This is a genomic window from Vibrio sp. dhg, from assembly GCF_003443775.1.
Lineage (GTDB): Bacteria > Pseudomonadota > Gammaproteobacteria > Enterobacterales > Vibrionaceae > Vibrio > Vibrio natriegens.
Genome location: NZ_CP028943.1, coordinates 1,569,887 through 1,589,423, shown reverse-complemented (window position 1 = coordinate 1,589,423; position 19,537 = coordinate 1,569,887). Strand labels below are relative to the sequence as shown.

Genomic DNA, 19,537 nt, shown 5'->3' with positions numbered 1-19,537 from the left:
TCAAAATGTACCTATTTTGAGTGTGGTATATTTTGTCCTACTTGTTCTGATAGCGATTCTGACTCTAAAGTGCCATTTTTATCCACTACTGTATATTTATCCAGTTCAGATTCATTTTGAGCAGGTTCGACGATTTCTTGCTCATTTTCATCAGCATCTGAAGCCTCTGTTTGAACCACAGCCAGCTCATTATTTTCAATGGTTGCGTCGTCTTCAGTTTTATCTTTCACCCAGTCTCGCAGTGTTTCTGCTACACCTTCCGAAAGTGACTTCAAATTGCTGTAGTCGTCATCGTAATCGTCTAACCCGTCACGGACATTGAACTCTTCTGATAGAAACAACTTACGTAACGCGGCTTTTTTCACGCTTTCTGATGCTTCTGAAACCAATAGGTTTGCAATCGACATCTCTTCCGGCTTTTGCTCGTCAACGTTGGCAGCCGTTTCACTTACTTCAGACGACGCGTTCTCTTCAGGTAGAGGCTTATCAGCAATGCGATCAGCGGAAGGATTTGCGTCTGCCTCCGTATTTGTCACGTCACTTTGTTCGGCATCTTCATGCGTGTTTTGAGATTCTTCTAACTTGCGTTTTGACCAACGGCTTAAAAAATCATGACTAGTTGCCATTTGCTCTACCCGCTCCTTTGCGCTTCTTACCTTTCAACTCTAGCATCTCTCCATGGCGTCCGATAAAGGCCTCCATCCAGGCTTGCACAGGTAATGGCATGTTGTTTGATAACACTAAATTGTCCCCATCCATATATCGAGCCGCGACGGCTTGAGAGGCGGTGAGAAGCTGTATCGCTGGCTTCTCATTAGAGTCGAGGTTATCCATTACGAGAAAGAGTTTTGGGTTTTGCGAGCTTAGGTTAAATCGGTAATCCGTGCGTTCATCTCGGTGTAATTGGAGAAGACAAACATCAGTGGTGTCTTTATCAGGCGTCAGTACAAACTGTGTTAGTTGCCATTGGGTTGTTACCCAGGCACCTGTAATAATTTCATGTTCAACCAGTTCTACGCCGATAGGCCATGAATCTTCGGTTTTCTCATATATATTTTCTAAATCTTTGTTAATGTCCGACATAACTCACCCAACTTGCTTCATTTGGTTTGATTGGCGAAAAGGACATTCTGCCCACGCTCTCAAACCACGTTAGGTATACGTAGCAATAAACGCGCCAAATCAACCACTGTAATACTAGACAAGATACAGATATAAATACCAAATTAGTCGAAACTCAATGGGTTGTATGTGTCATTCCTGCGAACTCTCAGTTTTTATATTAAGTAGCGTGAATCGCTCGCATTTTTTTCCTCAACCACTATGTTGGAATGAGATTTGCTATACAACCTCGTATTAAAAAGAAAATCCTTGTGAGCAAGTAGCTCCTTCACTGAACAGGACAAGACTGTGGTAAAACCAAATATTATTAAAACCAGTGAAAATCCCCTGCAGACTATCGAAGTCGATGTGTACGATGAATACGGTGAAAAGCTGACGAAACAGATTGCCTGCGAGCGACCTCTTACCGTCATGTTGAACTGGAAAGAAATCGTAACGTTGATGACGATTGGCTCCCGTCCAGATGCGCTAGTTTTAGGCTATTTAAAGAATCAAAGCTTCTTATCTGATCCAGAAGCGATAGAGTCTGTCATCATCGATTGGGAAACCCATTCTGCCGCAGTGATAACCAAAGAAAACATCGAGAATTTAGAAGGTGCGTTGAAAAAGAAAACCGTTACCTCGGGTTGTGGTCAAGGCACCATGTACGGCAATGTGATGAAGCAATTGGAGAACTATCAGGTTCCGCAAGTACCGCTTAAGCAGTCAGAAATCTATGCCACGCTTGAAGCACTGACTCATTACAACGATACATACCGAAAAGCAGGTGCGGTTCATGGATGCGCAATTTGTAAAGGAAACCAAGTGTTGTCGTTTGTGGAAGATGTAGGCCGTCACAATGCCGTGGATACGCTTGCCGGAGAGATGTGGTTAAATCAAGAAACTGGCGATGACAAAATTTTTTATACAACCGGACGTCTTACATCTGAGATGGTGATTAAAGTCGCTCAAATGGGCATCCCTGTTCTTCTTTCTCGTTCCGGTGTAACCCAGATGGGGTTAGATCTCGCCAGACAATACGGTATTACTACGATCGCGCGTGCTAAAGGGTTGCGTTTTCAGGTATTTACTGGCGCGGAAAAAATTGAGTTTGATGTAAAAGGTACCCAAAAGGAATAATTTGCAAAAGCAAAGTTTGGTGTAAACTTAAATTAATCGCAGCCAATATGGGGTTGGCTATTTTGATGACTCCTATTTTACTGCGATTAGTATCGCTAATACCGTTTATTCACAAAGGATGTGAACTATGGACAATGACCAGCTTTGGAACTTTTTGCTCACGCCAAGTGGCATCATGGTTTCGATGATAATTACATTCGGTGTTGTTGGGATTTATGCTTACCTAACCGGTCAATTTAAGGATTAGACATCCAAACGAGAAAAAGACCTCAATGTGAGGTCTTTTTAGTTTTTAAAGATTCGCTTTAGACGTTGTATTAACCGTCGATACCACGTGATTTAAGGAACTCAGAGTAAGTGCCTTTGAAGTCTGTGATTTTGCCGTCACGAATTTCAAGAATACGGGTAGCCAACGAGTCAACGAATACACGGTCGTGAGATACGAAGAACAAAGTACCTTTGTACTGCTCAAGTGCCGTGTTAAGTGATTCAATGGATTCCATATCCATGTGGTTGGTTGGTTCATCCATTAGCAGCATGTTTGGTTTGTGCATCATTAGCTTACCAAGCAACATACGACCTTGCTCACCACCTGATAGCACTTTTACCGACTTCTTGATGTCGTCCTGGCCAAATAGCATACGACCCAAGAAGCTGCGTACGACTTGCTCGTCATCGCCTTCCTGACGCCATTGACCCATCCAGTCTGTCAAGTTTAAGTCTTCTGCAAAATCATGTGCGTGGTCTTGCGCGTAGTAACCAATGTTTGAGTTCTCAGACCATTTGTACGTACCCGTACGTGGTTCCAGAACGCCAGCCAAAGTATTCAACAGCGTAGTTTTACCGACACCGTTCTCACCAATAATGGCAACGCGCTCACCCACTTCAAAGATTGCATCGAAGTTTGCGAACAGGTCATCTTCAAAACCTTGGCTTAGGTTTTCAACAATCAGAGCGTTACGGAATAGCTCTTTAGACTGTTCAAAACGAATGAATGGGTTTTGACGGCTAGACGCTTTAACTTCATCCAGTTTGATCTTATCAATCTGCTTCGCGCGTGATGTTGCCTGTTTTGCTTTCGATGCGTTTGCAGAGAAACGCGCAACGAAGGTTTGAAGTTCAGCGATTTGCGCTTTCTTCTTCGCGTTGTCATTGAGTAGACGTTCACGAGCTTGCGAAGCTGCGGTCATGTACTCGTCGTAGTTACCTGGATAAACACGTAGCTCACCGTAATCCAGGTCAGCCATGTGGGTACAAACTGAGTTTAGGAAGTGACGGTCGTGCGAGATGATGATCATTGTACAGTTACGCGCGTTTAGCGTGTCTTCCAACCAACGGATAGTGTCCATATCCAAGTTGTTGGTTGGTTCGTCAAGTAGCATGATATCTGGGTCTGCAAACAGAACCTGAGCAAGAAGCACACGCAGTTTCCAGCCAGGTGCAACTTCGCTCATCAGACCAAAGTGTTGCTCCATTGGAATACCTACAGCAAGAAGAAGCTCACCAGCTTTCGCTTCTGCCATGTAGCCATCCATTTCTGCGAACTGAACTTCAAGGTCAGCTACTTTCATGCCGTCTTCTTCACTCATCTCTGCAAGAGAGTAAATGCGGTCACGTTCTTTCTTAACTTCCCATAGCTCTTTGTGGCCCATAATTACCGTATCGATAACCGTGAACTCTTCGTACGCAAATTGGTCCTGGTTTAGCTTTGCAACACGCTCGTTCGGGTCGTAGCTTACGTTACCACTGGTTTGCTCAAGCTCGCCGCTGAGGATTTTCATAAAGGTTGATTTACCACAACCGTTAGCGCCAATTAAGCCGTAGCGGTTACCTTCGCCGAACTTAACTGAGATGTTTTCGAATAGCGGCTTAGCGCCGAATTGTTGAGTAATATTCGCTGTGGAGATCAAAACCTTTACCTTAGCAATTTGAGTGTATTTATAAAAACCGGGCAACGGTACTTGTTAAGGCTACACACTGCAAGTTTTGTTTTTATTAATTATTCAGAAAACCTTTATTTGATGGATATCACATTAAATATCCAAGCCAGATTAAGCGATATTGGTAACCTCTAGCATTAACTCAGCTTTTTTCGGCAGATAAATACTGAACACGCTGCCTTTGCCCCACTCGGACTCAACTTTTAGCTCCCCGCCCGTTTGGCTAAGAATACTTTGGGATACTGAAAGCCCCAATCCGGTGCCATCTCGTTTGGTGGTGTAGAACGGCGAGAAAATACGACTCACGTTTTCTGGCTTGATTCCACAGCCTTCGTCGGCAACATGGATAACGGTACCTTTTACTAAGCCATTTTCCAGCCAGTCTTCACTCGTGACGATCAATTTACCTTGACCGTTCATGGCGTGGATGGCGTTCATCTGTAAGTTAACCAATATCTGCAACAGGTGATGGCGATTAATTTCAACCGGGGTATGAGCCTGCAAATCAGCAACAAATTCAATGTCGCGCTTTTTGCTCCCTGTTTTAACCAACGTGATACTTTCGTCGATGATCGGATTAACATGCTGCCAGGTGATCTCATCCTGAACTCCGCCCTGCCGACTGTATTGCAACAAACTGCGGGTAATGTTTCTGATGCGATCGATTTGAGCGTGAATGGCGTCAATTTCTTCTTGAACTCGATTCGCGTCGTCGCCAAGTTCAAAATGAATGAGTTCGATATTACCGAGGATCACCGCCGTTGGGTTATTAATTTCATGGGCGATACCCGCGGTAAGCTCTCCAAGCGCAGAAAGCTTTTCATGCACGACCAGCTTATCTCGCGTTTGATTGAGCAACTGAATGTGCAGTTCCAGCTCTTGGGTTTTCTCTCGTAAACTCGCTGTACGTTCTTGAACTTTACACTCTAACTGCGCTGCGGAATTCTTCAGTTCTATCTTGCGCTCTTGCAGTGCGTCCAACATGTTATCGAATTGCTTAGCCAGTTGAGCCAGTTCATGGTCGTCATTCAGCCCCAAAGGACCAATGCGCTTTTCTTTGCCCAGTTGAACCAGTTTTACCACCTTGTGAATACGTTCTATCGGACGGAATAAATCACGCGAACCTCGATACACCATCACGCCAGACACAAGCAGTAACATCAAGGTCATCAGGCTGACTTCCGCAATGTTTGTCACATACGCTTTGACAAACGGCCACATTAAATACCCGGTATATAGCATGCCAATCACATTATCATACTGGTCTTTAATGGGCTGATAAGCGGTGATATACCAAGCATCGTAAACGAAAGCCCGACCGACCCACATTTCACCCCGGGACAGTACTTGCTCTGAAACTTCGTTGCTCACTTTCGTACCAATGGCCCTGCCAAGGCGATGATCACTGTCCAGCGGGACGTTGGTGCTTACGCGCAGGTCAGACAAAAACAGGGTCAGGGTGCCAACTGGTCGTAATCGGTCATTTACGTTGGGATAAATAAGGTCGCGAATCTGGTCTACCAGCACGGTACTGTTGTTGAGGAGTAATCCTCCGTCCAAGAAGCCAATTAAATCGTTCGCGCGACTATAAACAGGGATGACTGTGCGGCTTACTAAACCTCGGGTTTCTGTTCCACTGCCTTGGCTAACAATCGGAACCTCTGCCCGTTTAGCCAGATCGGGATCAAGTTGTTCAAGCTCTTGTTTATTCAATATATCGAAGAATGACTCCCGCTTAGTCAAATCCATAAAGCGGAATTTGTTTTCAACGGAGTTCACGTGTTGGAAAGAGAGAAAATCTAACCCGTAACGATGCTTCTGGGTGGAGACCCAGGCCTGCAGTTCTTCCGGTGGCGTATTTTGATTGATACGGTTGTGAAAGTCATAAGAATCTGCGAACGCCCTAACGTAGTTGGCTTGCTTTTGTTGCAACAGCTCGACACTATTTTCTGCAACCCCCAAGCGCTCAGAAACATCAAGCAACGTATTCTGCCACGTGTATTGAATAGACCAATAAATGGTGATGGCAATCAACGCGAGCAGCGTCACGAAGATAGGAGCTGATGTCAGAATTAACAGGCGGTAACGCACCATACTTTTGAATCGGTGCGTCCACTTAGACAATCCTTTGTGCTGCTGCCACTTAGTTGGCATATTCCTCATCCTCTGCGTCCCACTCTTTGTACTTACGCTCTAACGTTTTGCGTGCCACGCCTAAATCACGCGCTGCCGCCGATTTGTTACCATCGTGCAGGGTAACAACCTGTTGAATATGCGCTTTTTCTACTTCTTTAAGAGTCCAGCTATTGGGATAACCGTCGCCTAAAAACTCATTACTTTCCTTGAGCGTTGGAAGCTCGGCGGTATGTGAAACGGTCATAGAAACATTTGGCAAGGCGTGAGAGCCGTTTACTTCTCGCCAATGATGAGCAGGCGGCTTACCTAATAAGATGCAACGCTCAATCAAGTTTTTTAACTCACGAATGTTACCTGGCCAATCGTACTCGCTCATTGCTTCCATATCTTCATGCGCCCACTTTGGCGCAGGCATTCCTAGCTCGCGAGTTAGCATGTTGCTGAAGAAAGGAATGAGTTCAAAGAGATCACCTTTACGTTCACGAAGTGGACACACTTCAATCTTCAGAACGTTAAGGCGGTAATACAAATCGCTACGGAAGTTGCCCTGATTCACTTCCTCCTGCAAATTTCGGTTAGTCGCAGCCACGACACGGACATCGATGCTAATTTCTTTTTCTGAACCAACCGGTCGGATTGTTCGTTGCTCTAACACTCGTAAAAGTGATGCTTGCATCGATAATGGCATTTCACCGATTTCATCAAGGAAAAGGGTTCCGCCATTAGCCACTCGAAATAAACCTTCACGTGATTTTTTCGCACCGGTGAATGCGCCGGAAGTGTGGCCAAAAAGCTCACTTTCTAATAGCTCTGGCGCGATCGCGGCGCAGTTGACCGGAACAAATGGACCACTTCTATCACTAGCCTGGTGAATACCGCGAGCAACCAGTTCTTTCCCCGTACCGGACTCGCCTTCAATTAATACTGACGCACGTGATGGTGCAAACTGAGTTATCAATAACTTAAGTTGACGGGTTTTCTCTGAACCACCTATGATTTCTGAGCTGTTGTAGCGTTGATAATCCCGTTTCATCGCATATTGCATACGCTCATTCAATCGACGCTCCATACAGCGGGTCACCGATTTAAGCATTTGATCGAGATTAAAAGGTTTGAGAATAAAATCTGAAGCCCCAAGCTGAAGAGCTCGAATCGCGGTTTCAAGGTCGGCATAACCGGTCATGAATATCACATCTGCTCTTTTTTCATCATCGGTAAAGGCTTCTTCCCACTCAATTCCTGAGCGGCCGGGCAAATTAATGTCGAGTAAAATCAGATCGTAATGACGAGAGCTTCTCAGTTGCTCTGCTTCTTCAATGCAGCCAGCCGTATCAACCTGGGAAAAGAGTTTACCCAAGGCTTTTTTCAAAATGGCTTGCATGCCTGGCTCGTCATCAACGACCAGAACAGAAAACGCGTTGAATTGTTGCTTTGTACTAATATGGGATTGCGCAGACATATTTACCCCAGATGGTTTCAGGTGGGACAGAGTGTACCAACACGACAGGGGTACCCTCCTCAATAACTGAGACATTTTGTACCAATGGGAGAATTTATGCAAACAAGTCTATGAAATGGCGCATAAATAGAACAATTTTAGGTTGAATATTGTTGGCATCTTGTTTGCTATAAGGGGTATCCAAGTCGCCAATATGTTGGGCTCTTAGAGTCTGCCACTCAAGGAAGGCTTGTGATTTGAGCAATCAAGATCGTTCAGGAACTTCTCACACGTTAAACGTAAAAGAAACCGAAACATCATTGGAAGGGAAACAAATAAAAATGAAAAAAATTGCGCTAACCTTGGCAGCAACGTCAATCACACTAGTAAGTTACTCTGCTTTTTCCGCTCAAGATGGCGAACACATTCGCTTAGCAACCACAACCAGCACGTACCATTCAGGACTGCTGGATTACCTACTACCAGAATTCGAAAAAGAGACAGGCTATAAAGTCGACATCATCGCTGCAGGTACCGGCAAAGCGCTTAAAATGGGTGAAAATGGCGATGTGGATTTGGTAATGACACACGCGCCTAAAGCAGAAGGCCTATTCGTAGAAAAAGGGTACGGCGTTCAACCGCGTAAGCTAATGTACAACGATTTTGTGGTTGTTGGTCCTAAAGCCGATCCAGCTGAAATCAAAGATGATGAAAGCGTTCTTGATGTGTTTAAAGAAATCGCAAGCAAAGACGCAACCTTTATTTCTCGTGGTGACGATTCAGGCACACACAAGAAAGAAATGGGCTTTTGGGCACAAACAAAAATAGAACCAAACTTTGGTGGCTACCGCAGTGTAGGCCAAGGTATGGGCCCTACTCTGAACATGGCGTCAGAGATGCAAGGCTACACGATGACAGACCGCGGTACTTGGCTGGCATATGAAAACAAACTGGATCTGGAAATTCTGTTCCAGGGGGATGAAATGCTATTTAACCCTTATCAGGTGATCTTAGTTAACCCTGAACGTTACCCAACTATTAATCACAAAGGCGCGCAAGTATTCAGTGATTGGTTGGTTAACCAACACGGTCAGGAACTAATTAACAGCTTCCGCCTTAACGGTAAACAGCTGTTTGTAGCGAACGCGGACAGTAAATAGCGCACTATGAATCTTGCTGAAACAACACTAGAAGCACTCCAGCTACTGGTGAATTTCGATGCAGAGCTTTGGGAGATCGTTGCGGTCTCCTTTAGCGTTTCTATTACGGCAATATCGTTAGTGGTATTGCCGGCAATTTTGATGTCTTTTGTGCTCGCTTACACCGATTTTCGTGGAAAGTGGTTTTTGCTGTCTATCATCAATACGCTTCAAGCGGTACCAACGGTTGTTATCGGCCTCTTGCTCTACATGCTGTTGTCGAGAGCTGGCCCTTGGGGCGGGTGGGAAATGCTGTTTACGCAGAAGGCGATGATATTCGGTCAAATGTTGATTTGCTTTCCCGTGTTAGTTTCGATGATGCACGGTGCATTGCAATCGAGCGACCGTCGTATGATAGAGACATCGCTTACCTTAGGTGTATCCCTTCCTCGTGTTGCATCGACAATGATTTGGGAAACGCGATTCCCGTTACTCGCAGCAGTCATTGCAGGCTTTTCGCGAATCGTTACAGAAGTCGGCTGTTCGATGATGGTTGGTGGCAACATTATGGGCGTGACACGCAATATACCAACAGCGATCGCAATGGAAAGTAGTAAAGGTGCTTTTGCGCAAGGTGTTGCATTAGGAATTGTATTACTATCCTTAGCATTAGCATTAAACTTCTTCCTGTCGAGTATGAGAGGCAAAGGCTATCTTAGAACATGACGCTAATGATCGACTCGTTTTCTATTCTCTGTAGAGGCGTACTATGACTATAAAAATTACCGCCGAACAATTGTCCATGCGCTTTAAAGAGCGCGTGCTCTTTCACATTCCCGAGTTAACGATTGGACCAAACGATGCGATTTATCTTAAAGGCGATAACGGTGTCGGAAAAACAACACTGCTGAAAATTCTAGCCGGTCTTTTGAAAGCATCAACCGGCACTGTAGCCGCACCTAAAGATACCTGGCTGAAAAAACTGACCCGCCGAAATGGTCGTGTCGATGTTATTTACCTCCATCAATCTCCTTACCTATTTGACGGCAGCGTTTACGAAAACGTTGTTTATGGCGTGAAATATCAGCAGGACAACGCAAAAGATAAGCGAGCGCAAGTTATCAACGCGCTACGCATGGTAGGTTTGGAAACCTTAGCCGATGAACATATCTCTGTATTGTCAGGTGGCGAAAAGCAGCGTGTTGCCATGGCGAGAGCATGGATCTTAAAACCGTCGATTTTATTGATGGATGAGCCAAGTGCTTCACTAGACGCCGAATCGATCGAGCGATTAGTCGTAATGGCCAAAGATCTTTTAGATCGTGGCTCTAGTATCGTGATCACGAGCCATCAAACCAACGCGCTAACCGATTTATGTAAAAAACAGTGGTGGATTAAAAACAAGACTTTGGTAGAGTCACCTCTGTTATATGTCATACCAAAAGAAAACTCCCAAGAGAATGCATATGCTTCAACCAACACAAACTAGTTGGGTCATCTTAGCTGGCGGTCAAGCCAGCCGCATGGGTGGAAAAGATAAAGGCCTGATAGAGCTAAATCACAAACCACTCATCAAACACGTCATAGAACGTCTATCACCACAAACACCAAGCATTTTAATCAATGCCAATCGAAACCAAGACGCTTACCGTCAGTTTGGTTTCGTCTTCAGTGACCAGTTCAAAGATTATCCGGGGCCGATGGGTGGCATTCATGCCGGATTAATGCACGCGCAAACGGATTGGGTCGGATTTGTTCCATGTGACAGTCCACAAATTAATACCGATTTAGTCGAACGCTTTTGTCAGGCGGTCAAAGATGACACCGACATATTGGTCGCGCACGATGGTGATCACCAGCAACCAGTTTTCACTATGTACCATAAGCGCGTACTGCCAAAACTGACGGCATTTTTAGAGCGTGGCGATCGAAAAATCATTTTGCTTTATAAAGAATGTCACACCAGCTACGTTGATTTCAGTGACTCACCAAACTGTTTCGTCAACTTAAACACTCCGGAAGAACTGGCGCAATTTGGACAATTAGAATCATGAAACACACGCTAAATATCCCTATTCTTGGTTTTGCCGCATACTCAGGTACTGGTAAAACTACGTTGCTAGAAGCACTGTTACCAAAACTGACCGAAGCTGGTTTACGTATTGGCATGTTGAAACACGCGCACCACAACTTTGACGTCGATAAGCCAGGTAAAGACAGCTATCGATTACGCAAGGCTGGCGCTTCACAAATGTTGATCGCATCCCGTAACCGTTTTGCTTTGATGACAGAAACTCCGGATGCTGAGGCAGAGTTCGAATACCTGTTGACTCGTTTTGATGAAGACAAGTTAGATGTTGTTCTGGTTGAAGGTTGTAAAAACATCGCCTTTCCAAAAATCGAACTTCACCGAGAAGAAGTCGGCAAACCTTGGCTTTACCCTTCTGATGAAAACATCATTGCGATTGCCTCCGACAGTGGTGAGCTGGAATCCGAATTACCGCAGATGAACATCAACGATTTGGATGCTATCGCGGAGTTTGTACTTCAGTATGTCAACGCAGCGAAACAACCAAAATCGAAAGACAAAGAAGCCGCGTGCTGTGATACCTTATCCCCTGCTTTCCTATCTGTGGAGCAAGGCCGAGAGAAAATTCTCTCTTTAGTGCCTTCCTTGACTGACATTGAACTATGCGATGTTGAACGTAGTTACGGTCGAGTATTGGCTGATGACATCGTTTCTCCGGTTAACGTGCCTCAATACACAAACTCGGCAATGGATGGTTATGCTATTCGCAGTGACGACCTTGAGCGAGAGAGTTACCAAGTGATGGCAGAAGTTCTTGCTGGGCATGCTTACGATAAACCGTTGCAAATGGGGCAAGCGGTTAAAATCATGACGGGAGCACCAACTCCGGTTAATGGTGACACGGTGGTGATGCGCGAACAAGCCATACAAACTGGTGACAAGGTAACGTTTAATACTTCAGGCATAAAAGCGGGTCAGAACGTTCGTCAAGCTGGTGAAGATCTTGAAATTGGCAGTAACGTCTTTACCTCTGGTACTCGCCTCGCCTCTCCGGAAATGGGGATGATCGCCTCTCTTGGTTTCGGGCAAGCAAGTGTCTTTCGTAAACTCAAAGTCGCAATCTTCTCAACGGGTGACGAAGTGCAAGCGCCAGGCACTGAGCAGAAGCCTAATTCAATCTTCGACTCAAACCGATTTACCATTATGGGTATGCTCGAACAGCTCGGGTGTGAAATTTTGGATTTTGGTATTCTGGAAGACAATGAACAACAGATGATCGAAGCATTGGAGCAAGCATCCCAGCAAGCAGACATGGTAATGACATCTGGTGGCGTGTCTGTTGGTGACGCGGACTACATTAAGTTAGCTCTGGAAAAGTTGGGACAAATTGACTTTTGGCGTATTAACATGCGCCCTGGTCGCCCACTTGCGTTTGGCCAAATTAACAGTAAGCCGTTTTTTGGTTTACCGGGTAACCCTGTTGCCGTAATGGTATCGTTCATCAACTTCGTTGAGCCTGCAATCCGTAAAATGCAGGGAGAACAAGGCTGGCAACCATTAAAAGTCAACGCGGTTGCAACGGAAAACTTACGCTCTCGCCAAGGCAGAACTGAGTTTAGCCGCGGATTCTATCAGCTAGACGAAACCGGTCGCCTCACTGTTCGCACGACGGGTAAGCAAGGCTCCGGTATTTTGCGTTCGATGAGTGAAGCGAATTGTCTAATCGAAATATCCACTGCTATCGATACAGTTAAAGTGGGAGAAAACGTGACAATCATCCCTCTTCAAGGCAGAATCTAGCCCCAATAGGTTACTAGCAACGATTTTACAAAGGTCAGCTGTGCTGGCCTTTCGTTTTTAGTGGAGTTTGAGGTTGGTACTCCATATCAAATATCCATCACTGCTTACGGTAGGTATGGCTCAATTTCACTGAAAGCATTAACACACTATTCGAGAGATTATTATGGCTCGCACCATTCTTTACACATACAAGAACGAAGACAAAGAACTGACGTTCTCTTACCAGCAACATCGCAATATTCATGAAGCCGTTGCTGAAGCAGAAGGTATTGATATTTCTGAGTTCCTAAAAATGGAACAGCAAATCGAAGCGATTTCTGATACCAAAGCCGTTCGAAACTATCGTGATAACCACTTTAAAAAACTTGGTTTTACTAAAATCACTCTGGCCCAAAAGGAAAACTTGGGTGTTGGTAAAAAGAATAAATAGCTTTTACCAAATAGCAAAAGCTCGCGATTTAACGCGAGCTTTTTTGTATCCGCTTGGATTTTTTTCGAGTTTAGAGCTGAGGCGCAACAACCACAAACTTACTCGTCCCTGCAATTGGCGCATACCAGTCATTGCCTCGGACATAATAGGTAGCACCATCCACCGTTACTCTCACTACACCACTTGGGAGTGAATTTACAACCTGACCCGATAGACTGCTGCTTACGGAATTGACTTGCTGAGACGAGGATACAGGTGGCTGCTCAACATAAATGTACTGGTCGCCACTTTGCTTGTAATAAGCGTTATCGATAATCGCATACGTAATTCCCGCAATCGCTAAAATTGCGGCCGTAGAAGGCAATCCGCTATGATGATACGAACGATGTGACGGAGCCTTATAGCTCGGTCTATGGTCTGGCTTTACTACAACAACTTTGCTCGGGGCTTGATGGTCATGCCCATGTCCCGGCGCTTGCTTCGCAAAAGATGGGGCCACCATACTCATCAGTACCAACGCAATGGCACCGTTACGAAATATTGAAACGTTAAACATAGTCATCCCCGTTAATTAATCTCTAAGATTTAAAGAAATCTTACCAGAGGCTAGTTCAAGTGACGTAAATGAAGTGTAAAGCTCGGTAAAGACGGTTTCCTGACAAAGTCTACGCAAAAAAAAGCCCTGTTGCGCAATTAGCAACAGGGCTTTTATTCAATTCTAAATGTTAAACCAAGCTAACTATTTACTTGATGTTTAAGAATGCTGCGCCGCGAACGCCACCTGAATCACCGTGTTTTGCTTTGATGATTTTTGGACATTTCGCTACAGAAAGCAGGTGTTTTGGAATACGCTTTGGCATCTCTTCGTAAATAAGATCGAAGTTAGAAAGACCACCGCCCAGTACTACAACATTTGGATCTGTTGCGGTAAAGATGTTACCCAAACAAATCGCCAGAAGTTCCATAAAGCGCTCAACGTGTTCAACTGCTGAAGCATCACCTTCACCATACGCTTTGATGATATCGATCGCTTTTTTCTGCTCGCCGAAGTAATGCGCATAAATCAGCTCAAATCCGCGGCCGGATAGGTAGCTATCAAGACAACCTTTCTTGCCACATCCACAACCAAGTAATGGCGCATTGTCACCTAGGTGGAACCATGCATCGATAGGAAGACGCATATGGCCAACCTCTCCCGCTACGTGGTTACGACCTGAGAAAACTTTGCCTTCATAAATAAAGCCGCCACCAAAACCGGTACCCAAGATTAAACCCAGTACAGATGGCTCACCTTGTAGATCTTCATCCCAAGCTTCTGAAAGTGCGAAACAGTTTGCGTCGTTTTCGATCTTCACAGAGCGACCGATTTTCGTTTCTAGATCTGCACGTAGTGGTTTGCCTTTCGCTGCGGGTACATTTACTGTCAATACGGTTGCATCATCAGCATCTTCCATTCCCGGAAGACCCAGGCCAATGGTACCTTCGCAGCTAAATTCAGCGTCGTACTTACTAATAAGGTCAGCGATAGTGTCAACCAATAGTTCATAGTTATCAGTTGGTGTTGGTACACGCTCAGTTGCTACACGCTCAAGCTTTTCGTTAAATGCACCAAACTCAATCTTTGTGCCACCGACATCAAAGCCATAATACATGCAATTCTCTCCTAAAAAGTGCGAACAGGACTCCCAAAAATTTAGTGGAGTCAAAAAGATAAACTTCTGGCATTATCCATATCTATACGCCTACAAACCGTGACCAAATCCAGATTTATCCTCTCACTTAAGCCAGTTGAACAACAAGCGATCAACAAAAACTCATTCCTTAGAGTCAGTTCTCAGTTTTTGCCCACGCTTTGAAACGATGTAGATGCGGACGGCTGGGATCCGTTTTGACCCGTGTTTTGGTCAACATGTAGGTTTCTCTAAAAGCTTCGAACCACAATTGGAGACACTCTGAAGCTTGGTGTTCACCTGCCTGTTTAAGCACTAAAGTGGCAACTTCAGCCGTTGAGAGATGCTGCTCGTTCTCAGAACGTCGCATGATGTATTCAGAGAGTGTTTCTGGTTGTATCGATAATACCGGTAACGATTGTAGATAGTCAGAACGGCGGAAAATTTTTCTCGCTTCACGCCAGCTGCCATCAATAAAAATCAACAGCCATTTCTTGTTGCTGCTTTCAGGTGTTCTTAAGAGCTCAGGGCTCAGGCTGTCCATCAATCGTGAAGTGTCATCGACATAATCCTCCGGGAATATGATCACCGGCTGATAGTCATCACTTTTTAATAGCGCGAGCATCTCATTGGAAGGTTCCGTCCGGTTCCATTGATATACGTAGGTTTCCTCAATGGTATCGGCAATCAGGCGACCCGTATTGCTCGGCTTAAACACTTCGTTTTCCGATACAATCAACATACAAGCGAGATTGGATTTGATATTTGGCTGTAGTTCACACAGGCAGTGCTCTTGTGAGACCTGACAATATTGGCAGCGAATAACTTTGCAGCCTCGCGCGTTAAAAGTCTTTGTCGAGATAGACTGACGGTGCTGATATAAACGGTGAAAAGCGTGAATTCTCATGAGTAGCAATGCCAAATAAAAAGTAGAGCGCGATTCTACTGGCATAACCGCTTAGCCTCAAGGTAAGGTATAGATACCGAAAGAAATTGGCACTGAATTTGGTCTGTTCAGACAGAATAGATAACTGAGAGGAACTTCTGTGACAGAAACAGCATTTAACGACCCCGCTTGGATAAGGCTCGGTTGCTTTGTCGGTGTATTGCTGCTTTGCACGTTATGGGAAAACGTATTACCCAGAAAAGTATTGACGGTGTCTCGCGCTTTTCGTTGGGTAAACAACCTCTCACTCGTCGCACTCAACAGTGTTGTTATCGCGTTAGTCATGCCTATCGCGGCATTCCAGGCTGCCGTTATTGCTAGCGAGCATCAGTGGGGACTATTCCAATTACTGTCGTTGCCTGATTGGTTAAACGTTTTGCTCTCAATCATCCTGCTCGATTTTATTATTTATGTGCAGCACGTTATCTTCCACCGTGTCCCTGTATTGTGGAAACTTCATCGGATGCACCATGCTGATTTGGATATTGATGTAACGACGGGTGCCCGCTTCCACCCAATTGAGATTTTGATTTCCATGGTGATTAAAATTGGTGCGGTGTTTATGCTCGGCGTCTCTCCAATCGCCATTGTCATGTTTGAAATTATTCTCAACGCGAGTGCTATGTTTAATCACAGTAATGCGAAGCTTGCGTTACCTGTAGATGCATGGCTAAGGAAAGCGATTGTTACTCCGGATATGCATCGAGTCCATCACTCCGTCATTCCGAGAGAAACGCATTCTAACTTTGGATTCTTTTTGTCTGTGTGGGATCGAATGTTTTCGACGTACCGCGCTCAACCAGAGCTTGGGCATGAGCATGTTGTCATTGGTTTACCTGACATCAGAGACAAACAGGAGCAGAGGCTGGATAAGCTTCTTACCCAACCATTCCGCTATCGTGTTAAGACAAAAAATAACATTGAACTGGAATGACGCTGGTTTTTCTTGGTCATTCCCTTACAAACTGATTATGACAATATTACCGGAAAATCTGGCGCGACTGTCGATTCTTACGATCGTTCCAAAGCCATATAGATACGCCCATAGCAAAACCTAAAAATAGCGTCTTCATCTGTAAAGCCGTGTTGTTATCTAATATTTCCAACGAGTAATGTGCGTGAGAGTTAAAAATCACATTGGTGAACAAGATTACCAACATCAATACCAGACCAGCCCTGCGGTATCGAATCAAAAGGTAAACTGCCAACAGGTCAAAAATGCCCAATATACTCCAGTAGATATTTAACCAACGCGGTGCAAAATCATAAGGTAATAAACCATCGGCAATGTTGTCGTAAATATGTACAGCACCGCCAATCGTCAAAAAAAGGCATAAGAGAAACACTACGAATTTATCCATCATCGTTTCCTTATTTTAGTGAATAGCGAAGAGCATATAGAACTAATCGAACAATTTATAATTTTGTGGCAATTTTTGGGACCGACCATGCCCTAATGCGTGACCAGTAATTGGAAATGTATTCGGTTACGAACATGCTGCTACTGCAAGGATAGTTACATGTTATCAAATTCGCACGCTGCGAGCGCATGTATCTCCAAATAACTTTGGCATGGAAGACTTAGTAAGTATGCTTGGGATACGAAACGGGAACAAAAAGGCCAAGGACGTCGATAGACCCGGCCTTGGCTTGTCGTCGGTTTACTTATGATTTACAAGTCATACTTATGAAGCATAGCTTGTTGATGGCCAGCAATTTCTGCCACTTGTTCCGAGCTTTCAACCATAGATTCTAGTCGTAGCTTTGTTTGCTCGCCTTGTTCCGATATTTGTGCGATTGATTGTGACACATCAGCGGTTGCCCGCTCCTGCTCTTCTGTCGCGACAGAGATCTGTTCAACACGTTCTTGAATAAGTTTAACGGCGTTATTGATGTCGGAAAATACCAATTTAACTTCATGACTCGATTCTAGTGCATGCGTCATTTCTTCCCGGGAATCGCTCACGGCTCGTCGAGAACGCTCTGCCGCCGTCGTCAACTCATTCATCATTGCCCGAATATTGGTGGTTTGTTGCGACGTATCGCTGGCGAGTTTACGCACTTCATCTGCTACCACCGCAAAACCACGCCCTTGCTCACCTGCACGCGCCGCTTCAATCGCAGCATTCAAGGCCAACAAGTTAGTGTTATCAGCAATACCACTGATCATATCGACCATTTCGCGAATCTGTTTCACGCGCTCATCGAGCTCCAGTATGGACTGTTCATTCATAGTAAATGACGTCTCTAGTGCCTCCAGTCTAGCGCGATTTAGTTCAACAACTTCAACCCCTTTTTCGGTTTGCGTTGTCGCCACAAGAGCATCTTCGGCTGAAGCGTTCGTCACCATGGCTATTTCTCGTATCGAGGCTTCCAACTGTGTAATGGTAGTGACCATACTCACCAAGGCTTCATTTTGTTTACTGAGTCCTTCGTTAGTTTGCTCTGCGGCGGTATGGCTGATTTCCGCCGTTTGATAAAGTGTCTCACAATTTCGAGTCACCGTAGAGATGGAATCATAGGTGGAATCAATGACCAGATTCAGTTTACGCGCCACCTCTTTCAGTTCTTCAGGTCCCACCTCATCGGCTTTCTCCCGGAAATCGTGTTCGGTCAGTGCGGATAATCGGCTAAGGACCGACTTTAGTCCTCGATTCGTCCAGCTTCTCAAACCAACCAAAGTTGCGAAAATAATGATTGAGATGACCACAGCGGCGATAATGACCATTAAGCTAACGGTTTTTATCGTCGTATTTACGACGTTTTCTCTCTCATTAATCAAATCAGAAGCTGCGAGTGAAACCTGATCAAGTAACAGCATCGTCTCGTCAGCGAGCTGGGAAGCTTGTTTAAATTCCGCTCTTTGTTGTTCGCTTTGTTCCAGTTTAGCAAGAATCAAATGCAGAATACCTTTGTCAGTAAAGCCTGCTTTTACCATTTCATAAGGCGCGGTTAGACTGGCATAGTCACTGACTTCAGGGTGCAGTGCTTGGAAATCGGAGTATGCGAGGTTAATCCCTGCGATTCGGTTTCGCATTTCACGGTATTCTTTTTCCGCTTTTTCTAGGTCAGTATGCGTAAGCATCATTAAAAAGGTACTTTCCATCGAACTTGCTGAAGCAATAAACCGATTGGCAGCGTCACTTGATTGAGGATTGTCTGCACTCAAAAAAGAGCTGATGCGGTTCATTTCCGGGCCGATAGAGCTTAGACCGTAGCGGAACCCACCAACCGCAGAATTTATGTCCGTTTGAATCTGGATCACTGCCTTCTGCTTTAGCAATATCGCTTGAGTGATGTTGTGCAAGTTTTCGACTTTGGTTTTTAATTCATTTGAAAGCGAAACCGCAACGCCAGAGGTTTTTTCCGTTAAGCCCTCAGATTGAATAGCTAACGCTTCTATTTGTGATTCAATTATAGGGAGTTCTTTAGGTTCGGTAACTTGCATTCCATGGTTTAGCAATTTAACGATCTCGAGAACATTTCTGGTTAACTTGGCGTTGGCCATTGCCATAGGTAATGCTTTTTGAGACAGATCTTCAAATTGTTCTCCGATCTGTCCCATTCCTTTGAAACTTGAAGCAGAAAGAGCTATAACAAGTGCAATGATAGTTAAAAATGTTGCACTGATCGTCTGAATCAGTGAGAGTGAAAAGCGTGAGCGTTTGCGCGTTGCCATAATCAATTTTTATTCTTTCTTAGGTTTGAACGGTTTTACTGCGTGTCCATCACATAAAGTTGATAAAACCGTGATAAGCGTTCAATAGT

Annotated in this window: 18 protein-coding genes; 8 read left to right on the top strand and 10 right to left on the bottom strand. The window is 44.8% G+C overall.

The features are described from left to right. Positions 1-11: 11 nt before the first annotated feature. Both DBX26_RS07350 and DBX26_RS07345 read right to left on the bottom strand, forming a co-directional pair. Positions 12-626, bottom strand: coding sequence for a DUF3306 domain-containing protein (locus DBX26_RS07350; RefSeq protein WP_118118527.1), 615 nt, complete (start codon positions 624-626; stop codon positions 12-14). Further along, positions 616-1,083: a DUF3305 domain-containing protein gene (locus DBX26_RS07345; RefSeq protein WP_014231809.1), complete on the bottom strand. Its 468-nt coding sequence runs from the start codon at positions 1,081-1,083 to the stop codon at positions 616-618. Before DBX26_RS07345 ends, DBX26_RS07350 begins: the two co-directional genes overlap by 11 nt. Positions 1,084-1,410: 327 nt before the next feature. On the opposite strand from DBX26_RS07345, the gene DBX26_RS07340 reads away from it, so the two are divergent. Then, positions 1,411-2,241 carry a formate dehydrogenase accessory sulfurtransferase FdhD gene (locus DBX26_RS07340; RefSeq protein ID WP_118118525.1) on the top strand — a complete coding sequence of 277 codons (831 nt, stop codon included), beginning with the start codon at positions 1,411-1,413 and terminating at the stop codon, positions 2,239-2,241. A gap of 317 nt (positions 2,242-2,558) precedes the next feature. On the opposite strand, the gene DBX26_RS07335 is transcribed toward DBX26_RS07340, so the two are convergent. The 3 genes from DBX26_RS07335 to DBX26_RS07320 form a co-directional block, all read right to left on the bottom strand. After that, positions 2,559-4,151, bottom strand: coding sequence for an ABC-F family ATPase (locus DBX26_RS07335; RefSeq protein ID WP_014231806.1), 1,593 nt, complete (start codon positions 4,149-4,151; stop codon positions 2,559-2,561). 141 nt (positions 4,152-4,292) lie between these two features. Then, a complete protein-coding gene (locus tag DBX26_RS07325; protein WP_014231805.1) occupies positions 4,293-6,335 on the bottom strand; it encodes a cache domain-containing protein in 2,043 nt (680 codons plus the stop codon). Continuing rightward, the gene (locus DBX26_RS07320; RefSeq protein WP_014231804.1) at positions 6,325-7,776 is read right to left on the bottom strand and encodes a sigma-54 dependent transcriptional regulator; all 1,452 of its coding nucleotides are present in this window, start codon (positions 7,774-7,776) and stop codon (positions 6,325-6,327) included. The genes DBX26_RS07325 and DBX26_RS07320 overlap by 11 nt, the downstream gene beginning before the upstream one ends. Positions 7,777-8,096: 320 nt before the next feature. Here DBX26_RS07320 and DBX26_RS07315 point away from each other — a divergent pair, with 320 nt between their 5' ends. From DBX26_RS07315 to DBX26_RS07290, 6 genes are all read left to right on the top strand, one after another. Next, the gene (locus DBX26_RS07315; RefSeq protein ID WP_014231803.1) at positions 8,097-8,915 is read left to right on the top strand and encodes a substrate-binding domain-containing protein; all 819 of its coding nucleotides are present in this window, start codon (positions 8,097-8,099) and stop codon (positions 8,913-8,915) included. A gap of 6 nt (positions 8,916-8,921) precedes the next feature. After that, positions 8,922-9,620, top strand: a complete 699-nt coding sequence (locus tag DBX26_RS07310) for an ABC transporter permease (protein ID WP_014231802.1) — start codon at positions 8,922-8,924, stop codon at positions 9,618-9,620. 43 nt (positions 9,621-9,663) lie between these two features. Next, the gene (locus DBX26_RS07305) at positions 9,664-10,383 is read left to right on the top strand and encodes an energy-coupling factor ABC transporter ATP-binding protein (protein WP_020333261.1); all 720 of its coding nucleotides are present in this window, start codon (positions 9,664-9,666) and stop codon (positions 10,381-10,383) included. Then, the gene (gene mobA, locus DBX26_RS07300) at positions 10,361-10,948 is read left to right on the top strand and encodes a molybdenum cofactor guanylyltransferase MobA (protein ID WP_020333260.1); all 588 of its coding nucleotides are present in this window, start codon (positions 10,361-10,363) and stop codon (positions 10,946-10,948) included. The genes DBX26_RS07305 and mobA overlap by 23 nt, the downstream gene beginning before the upstream one ends. Then, entirely contained in the window at positions 10,945-12,723 is a 1,779-nt protein-coding gene (locus DBX26_RS07295) for a bifunctional molybdopterin-guanine dinucleotide biosynthesis adaptor protein MobB/molybdopterin molybdotransferase MoeA (RefSeq protein WP_118118522.1), read from the top strand. Before mobA ends, DBX26_RS07295 begins: the two co-directional genes overlap by 4 nt. A gap of 163 nt (positions 12,724-12,886) precedes the next feature. Continuing rightward, entirely contained in the window at positions 12,887-13,153 is a 267-nt protein-coding gene (locus DBX26_RS07290) for a DUF2960 domain-containing protein (protein WP_014231798.1), read from the top strand. A 70-nt stretch (positions 13,154-13,223) separates the two neighbouring features. On the opposite strand, the gene DBX26_RS07285 is transcribed toward DBX26_RS07290, so the two are convergent. The 3 genes from DBX26_RS07285 to DBX26_RS07275 form a co-directional block, all read right to left on the bottom strand. Then, on the bottom strand, positions 13,224-13,709 hold the full coding sequence (locus tag DBX26_RS07285) for a DUF6515 family protein (protein ID WP_118118520.1): 486 nt from the start codon (positions 13,707-13,709) through the stop codon (positions 13,224-13,226). Positions 13,710-13,896: 187 nt separating this feature from the next. Next, the gene (gene nagK / locus DBX26_RS07280; RefSeq protein ID WP_118118518.1) at positions 13,897-14,805 is read right to left on the bottom strand and encodes an N-acetylglucosamine kinase; all 909 of its coding nucleotides are present in this window, start codon (positions 14,803-14,805) and stop codon (positions 13,897-13,899) included. 175 nt (positions 14,806-14,980) lie between these two features. Beyond that, entirely contained in the window at positions 14,981-15,730 is a 750-nt protein-coding gene (locus DBX26_RS07275) for a tRNA-uridine aminocarboxypropyltransferase (RefSeq protein ID WP_065297656.1), read from the bottom strand. A gap of 139 nt (positions 15,731-15,869) precedes the next feature. Between DBX26_RS07275 and DBX26_RS07270 the strand changes: the two genes are divergently transcribed. Continuing rightward, positions 15,870-16,703 (top strand): sterol desaturase family protein, encoded by an 834-nt coding sequence (locus DBX26_RS07270; RefSeq protein WP_118118516.1) that lies wholly within the window; start codon positions 15,870-15,872, stop codon positions 16,701-16,703. A gap of 46 nt (positions 16,704-16,749) precedes the next feature. Here the strand turns inward: DBX26_RS07270 and DBX26_RS07265 are convergent, their stop codons facing one another. Beyond that, complete coding sequence (locus DBX26_RS07265) at positions 16,750-17,130, bottom strand: hypothetical protein (protein WP_118118514.1); 381 nt, start codon at positions 17,128-17,130, stop codon at positions 16,750-16,752. A gap of 311 nt (positions 17,131-17,441) precedes the next feature. Further along, complete coding sequence (locus DBX26_RS07260; RefSeq protein ID WP_118118512.1) at positions 17,442-19,448, bottom strand: methyl-accepting chemotaxis protein; 2,007 nt, start codon at positions 19,446-19,448, stop codon at positions 17,442-17,444. Between the last annotated feature and the right edge of the window lie 89 nt (positions 19,449-19,537).

Coding starts and splice junctions, on each gene's coding strand:
- DBX26_RS07350 (WP_118118527.1), bottom strand. CDS start 626: ATGGCAACTAGTCATGATTTTTTAAGCCGTTGGTCAAAACGCAAGTTA.
- DBX26_RS07345 (WP_014231809.1), bottom strand. CDS start 1,083: ATGTCGGACATTAACAAAGATTTAGAAAATATATATGAGAAAACCGAA.
- DBX26_RS07325 (WP_014231805.1), bottom strand. CDS start 6,335: ATGCCAACTAAGTGGCAGCAGCACAAAGGATTGTCTAAGTGGACGCAC.
- DBX26_RS07320 (WP_014231804.1), bottom strand. CDS start 7,776: ATGTCTGCGCAATCCCATATTAGTACAAAGCAACAATTCAACGCGTTT.
- DBX26_RS07315 (WP_014231803.1), top strand. CDS start 8,097: ATGAAAAAAATTGCGCTAACCTTGGCAGCAACGTCAATCACACTAGTA.
- DBX26_RS07310 (WP_014231802.1), top strand. CDS start 8,922: ATGAATCTTGCTGAAACAACACTAGAAGCACTCCAGCTACTGGTGAAT.
- DBX26_RS07305 (WP_020333261.1), top strand. CDS start 9,664: ATGACTATAAAAATTACCGCCGAACAATTGTCCATGCGCTTTAAAGAG.
- mobA (WP_020333260.1), top strand. CDS start 10,361: ATGCTTCAACCAACACAAACTAGTTGGGTCATCTTAGCTGGCGGTCAA.
- DBX26_RS07295 (WP_118118522.1), top strand. CDS start 10,945: ATGAAACACACGCTAAATATCCCTATTCTTGGTTTTGCCGCATACTCA.
- DBX26_RS07290 (WP_014231798.1), top strand. CDS start 12,887: ATGGCTCGCACCATTCTTTACACATACAAGAACGAAGACAAAGAACTG.
- DBX26_RS07285 (WP_118118520.1), bottom strand. CDS start 13,709: ATGTTTAACGTTTCAATATTTCGTAACGGTGCCATTGCGTTGGTACTG.
- nagK (WP_118118518.1), bottom strand. CDS start 14,805: ATGTATTATGGCTTTGATGTCGGTGGCACAAAGATTGAGTTTGGTGCA.
- DBX26_RS07275 (WP_065297656.1), bottom strand. CDS start 15,730: ATGAGAATTCACGCTTTTCACCGTTTATATCAGCACCGTCAGTCTATC.
- DBX26_RS07265 (WP_118118514.1), bottom strand. CDS start 17,130: ATGGATAAATTCGTAGTGTTTCTCTTATGCCTTTTTTTGACGATTGGC.
- DBX26_RS07260 (WP_118118512.1), bottom strand. CDS start 19,448: ATGGCAACGCGCAAACGCTCACGCTTTTCACTCTCACTGATTCAGACG.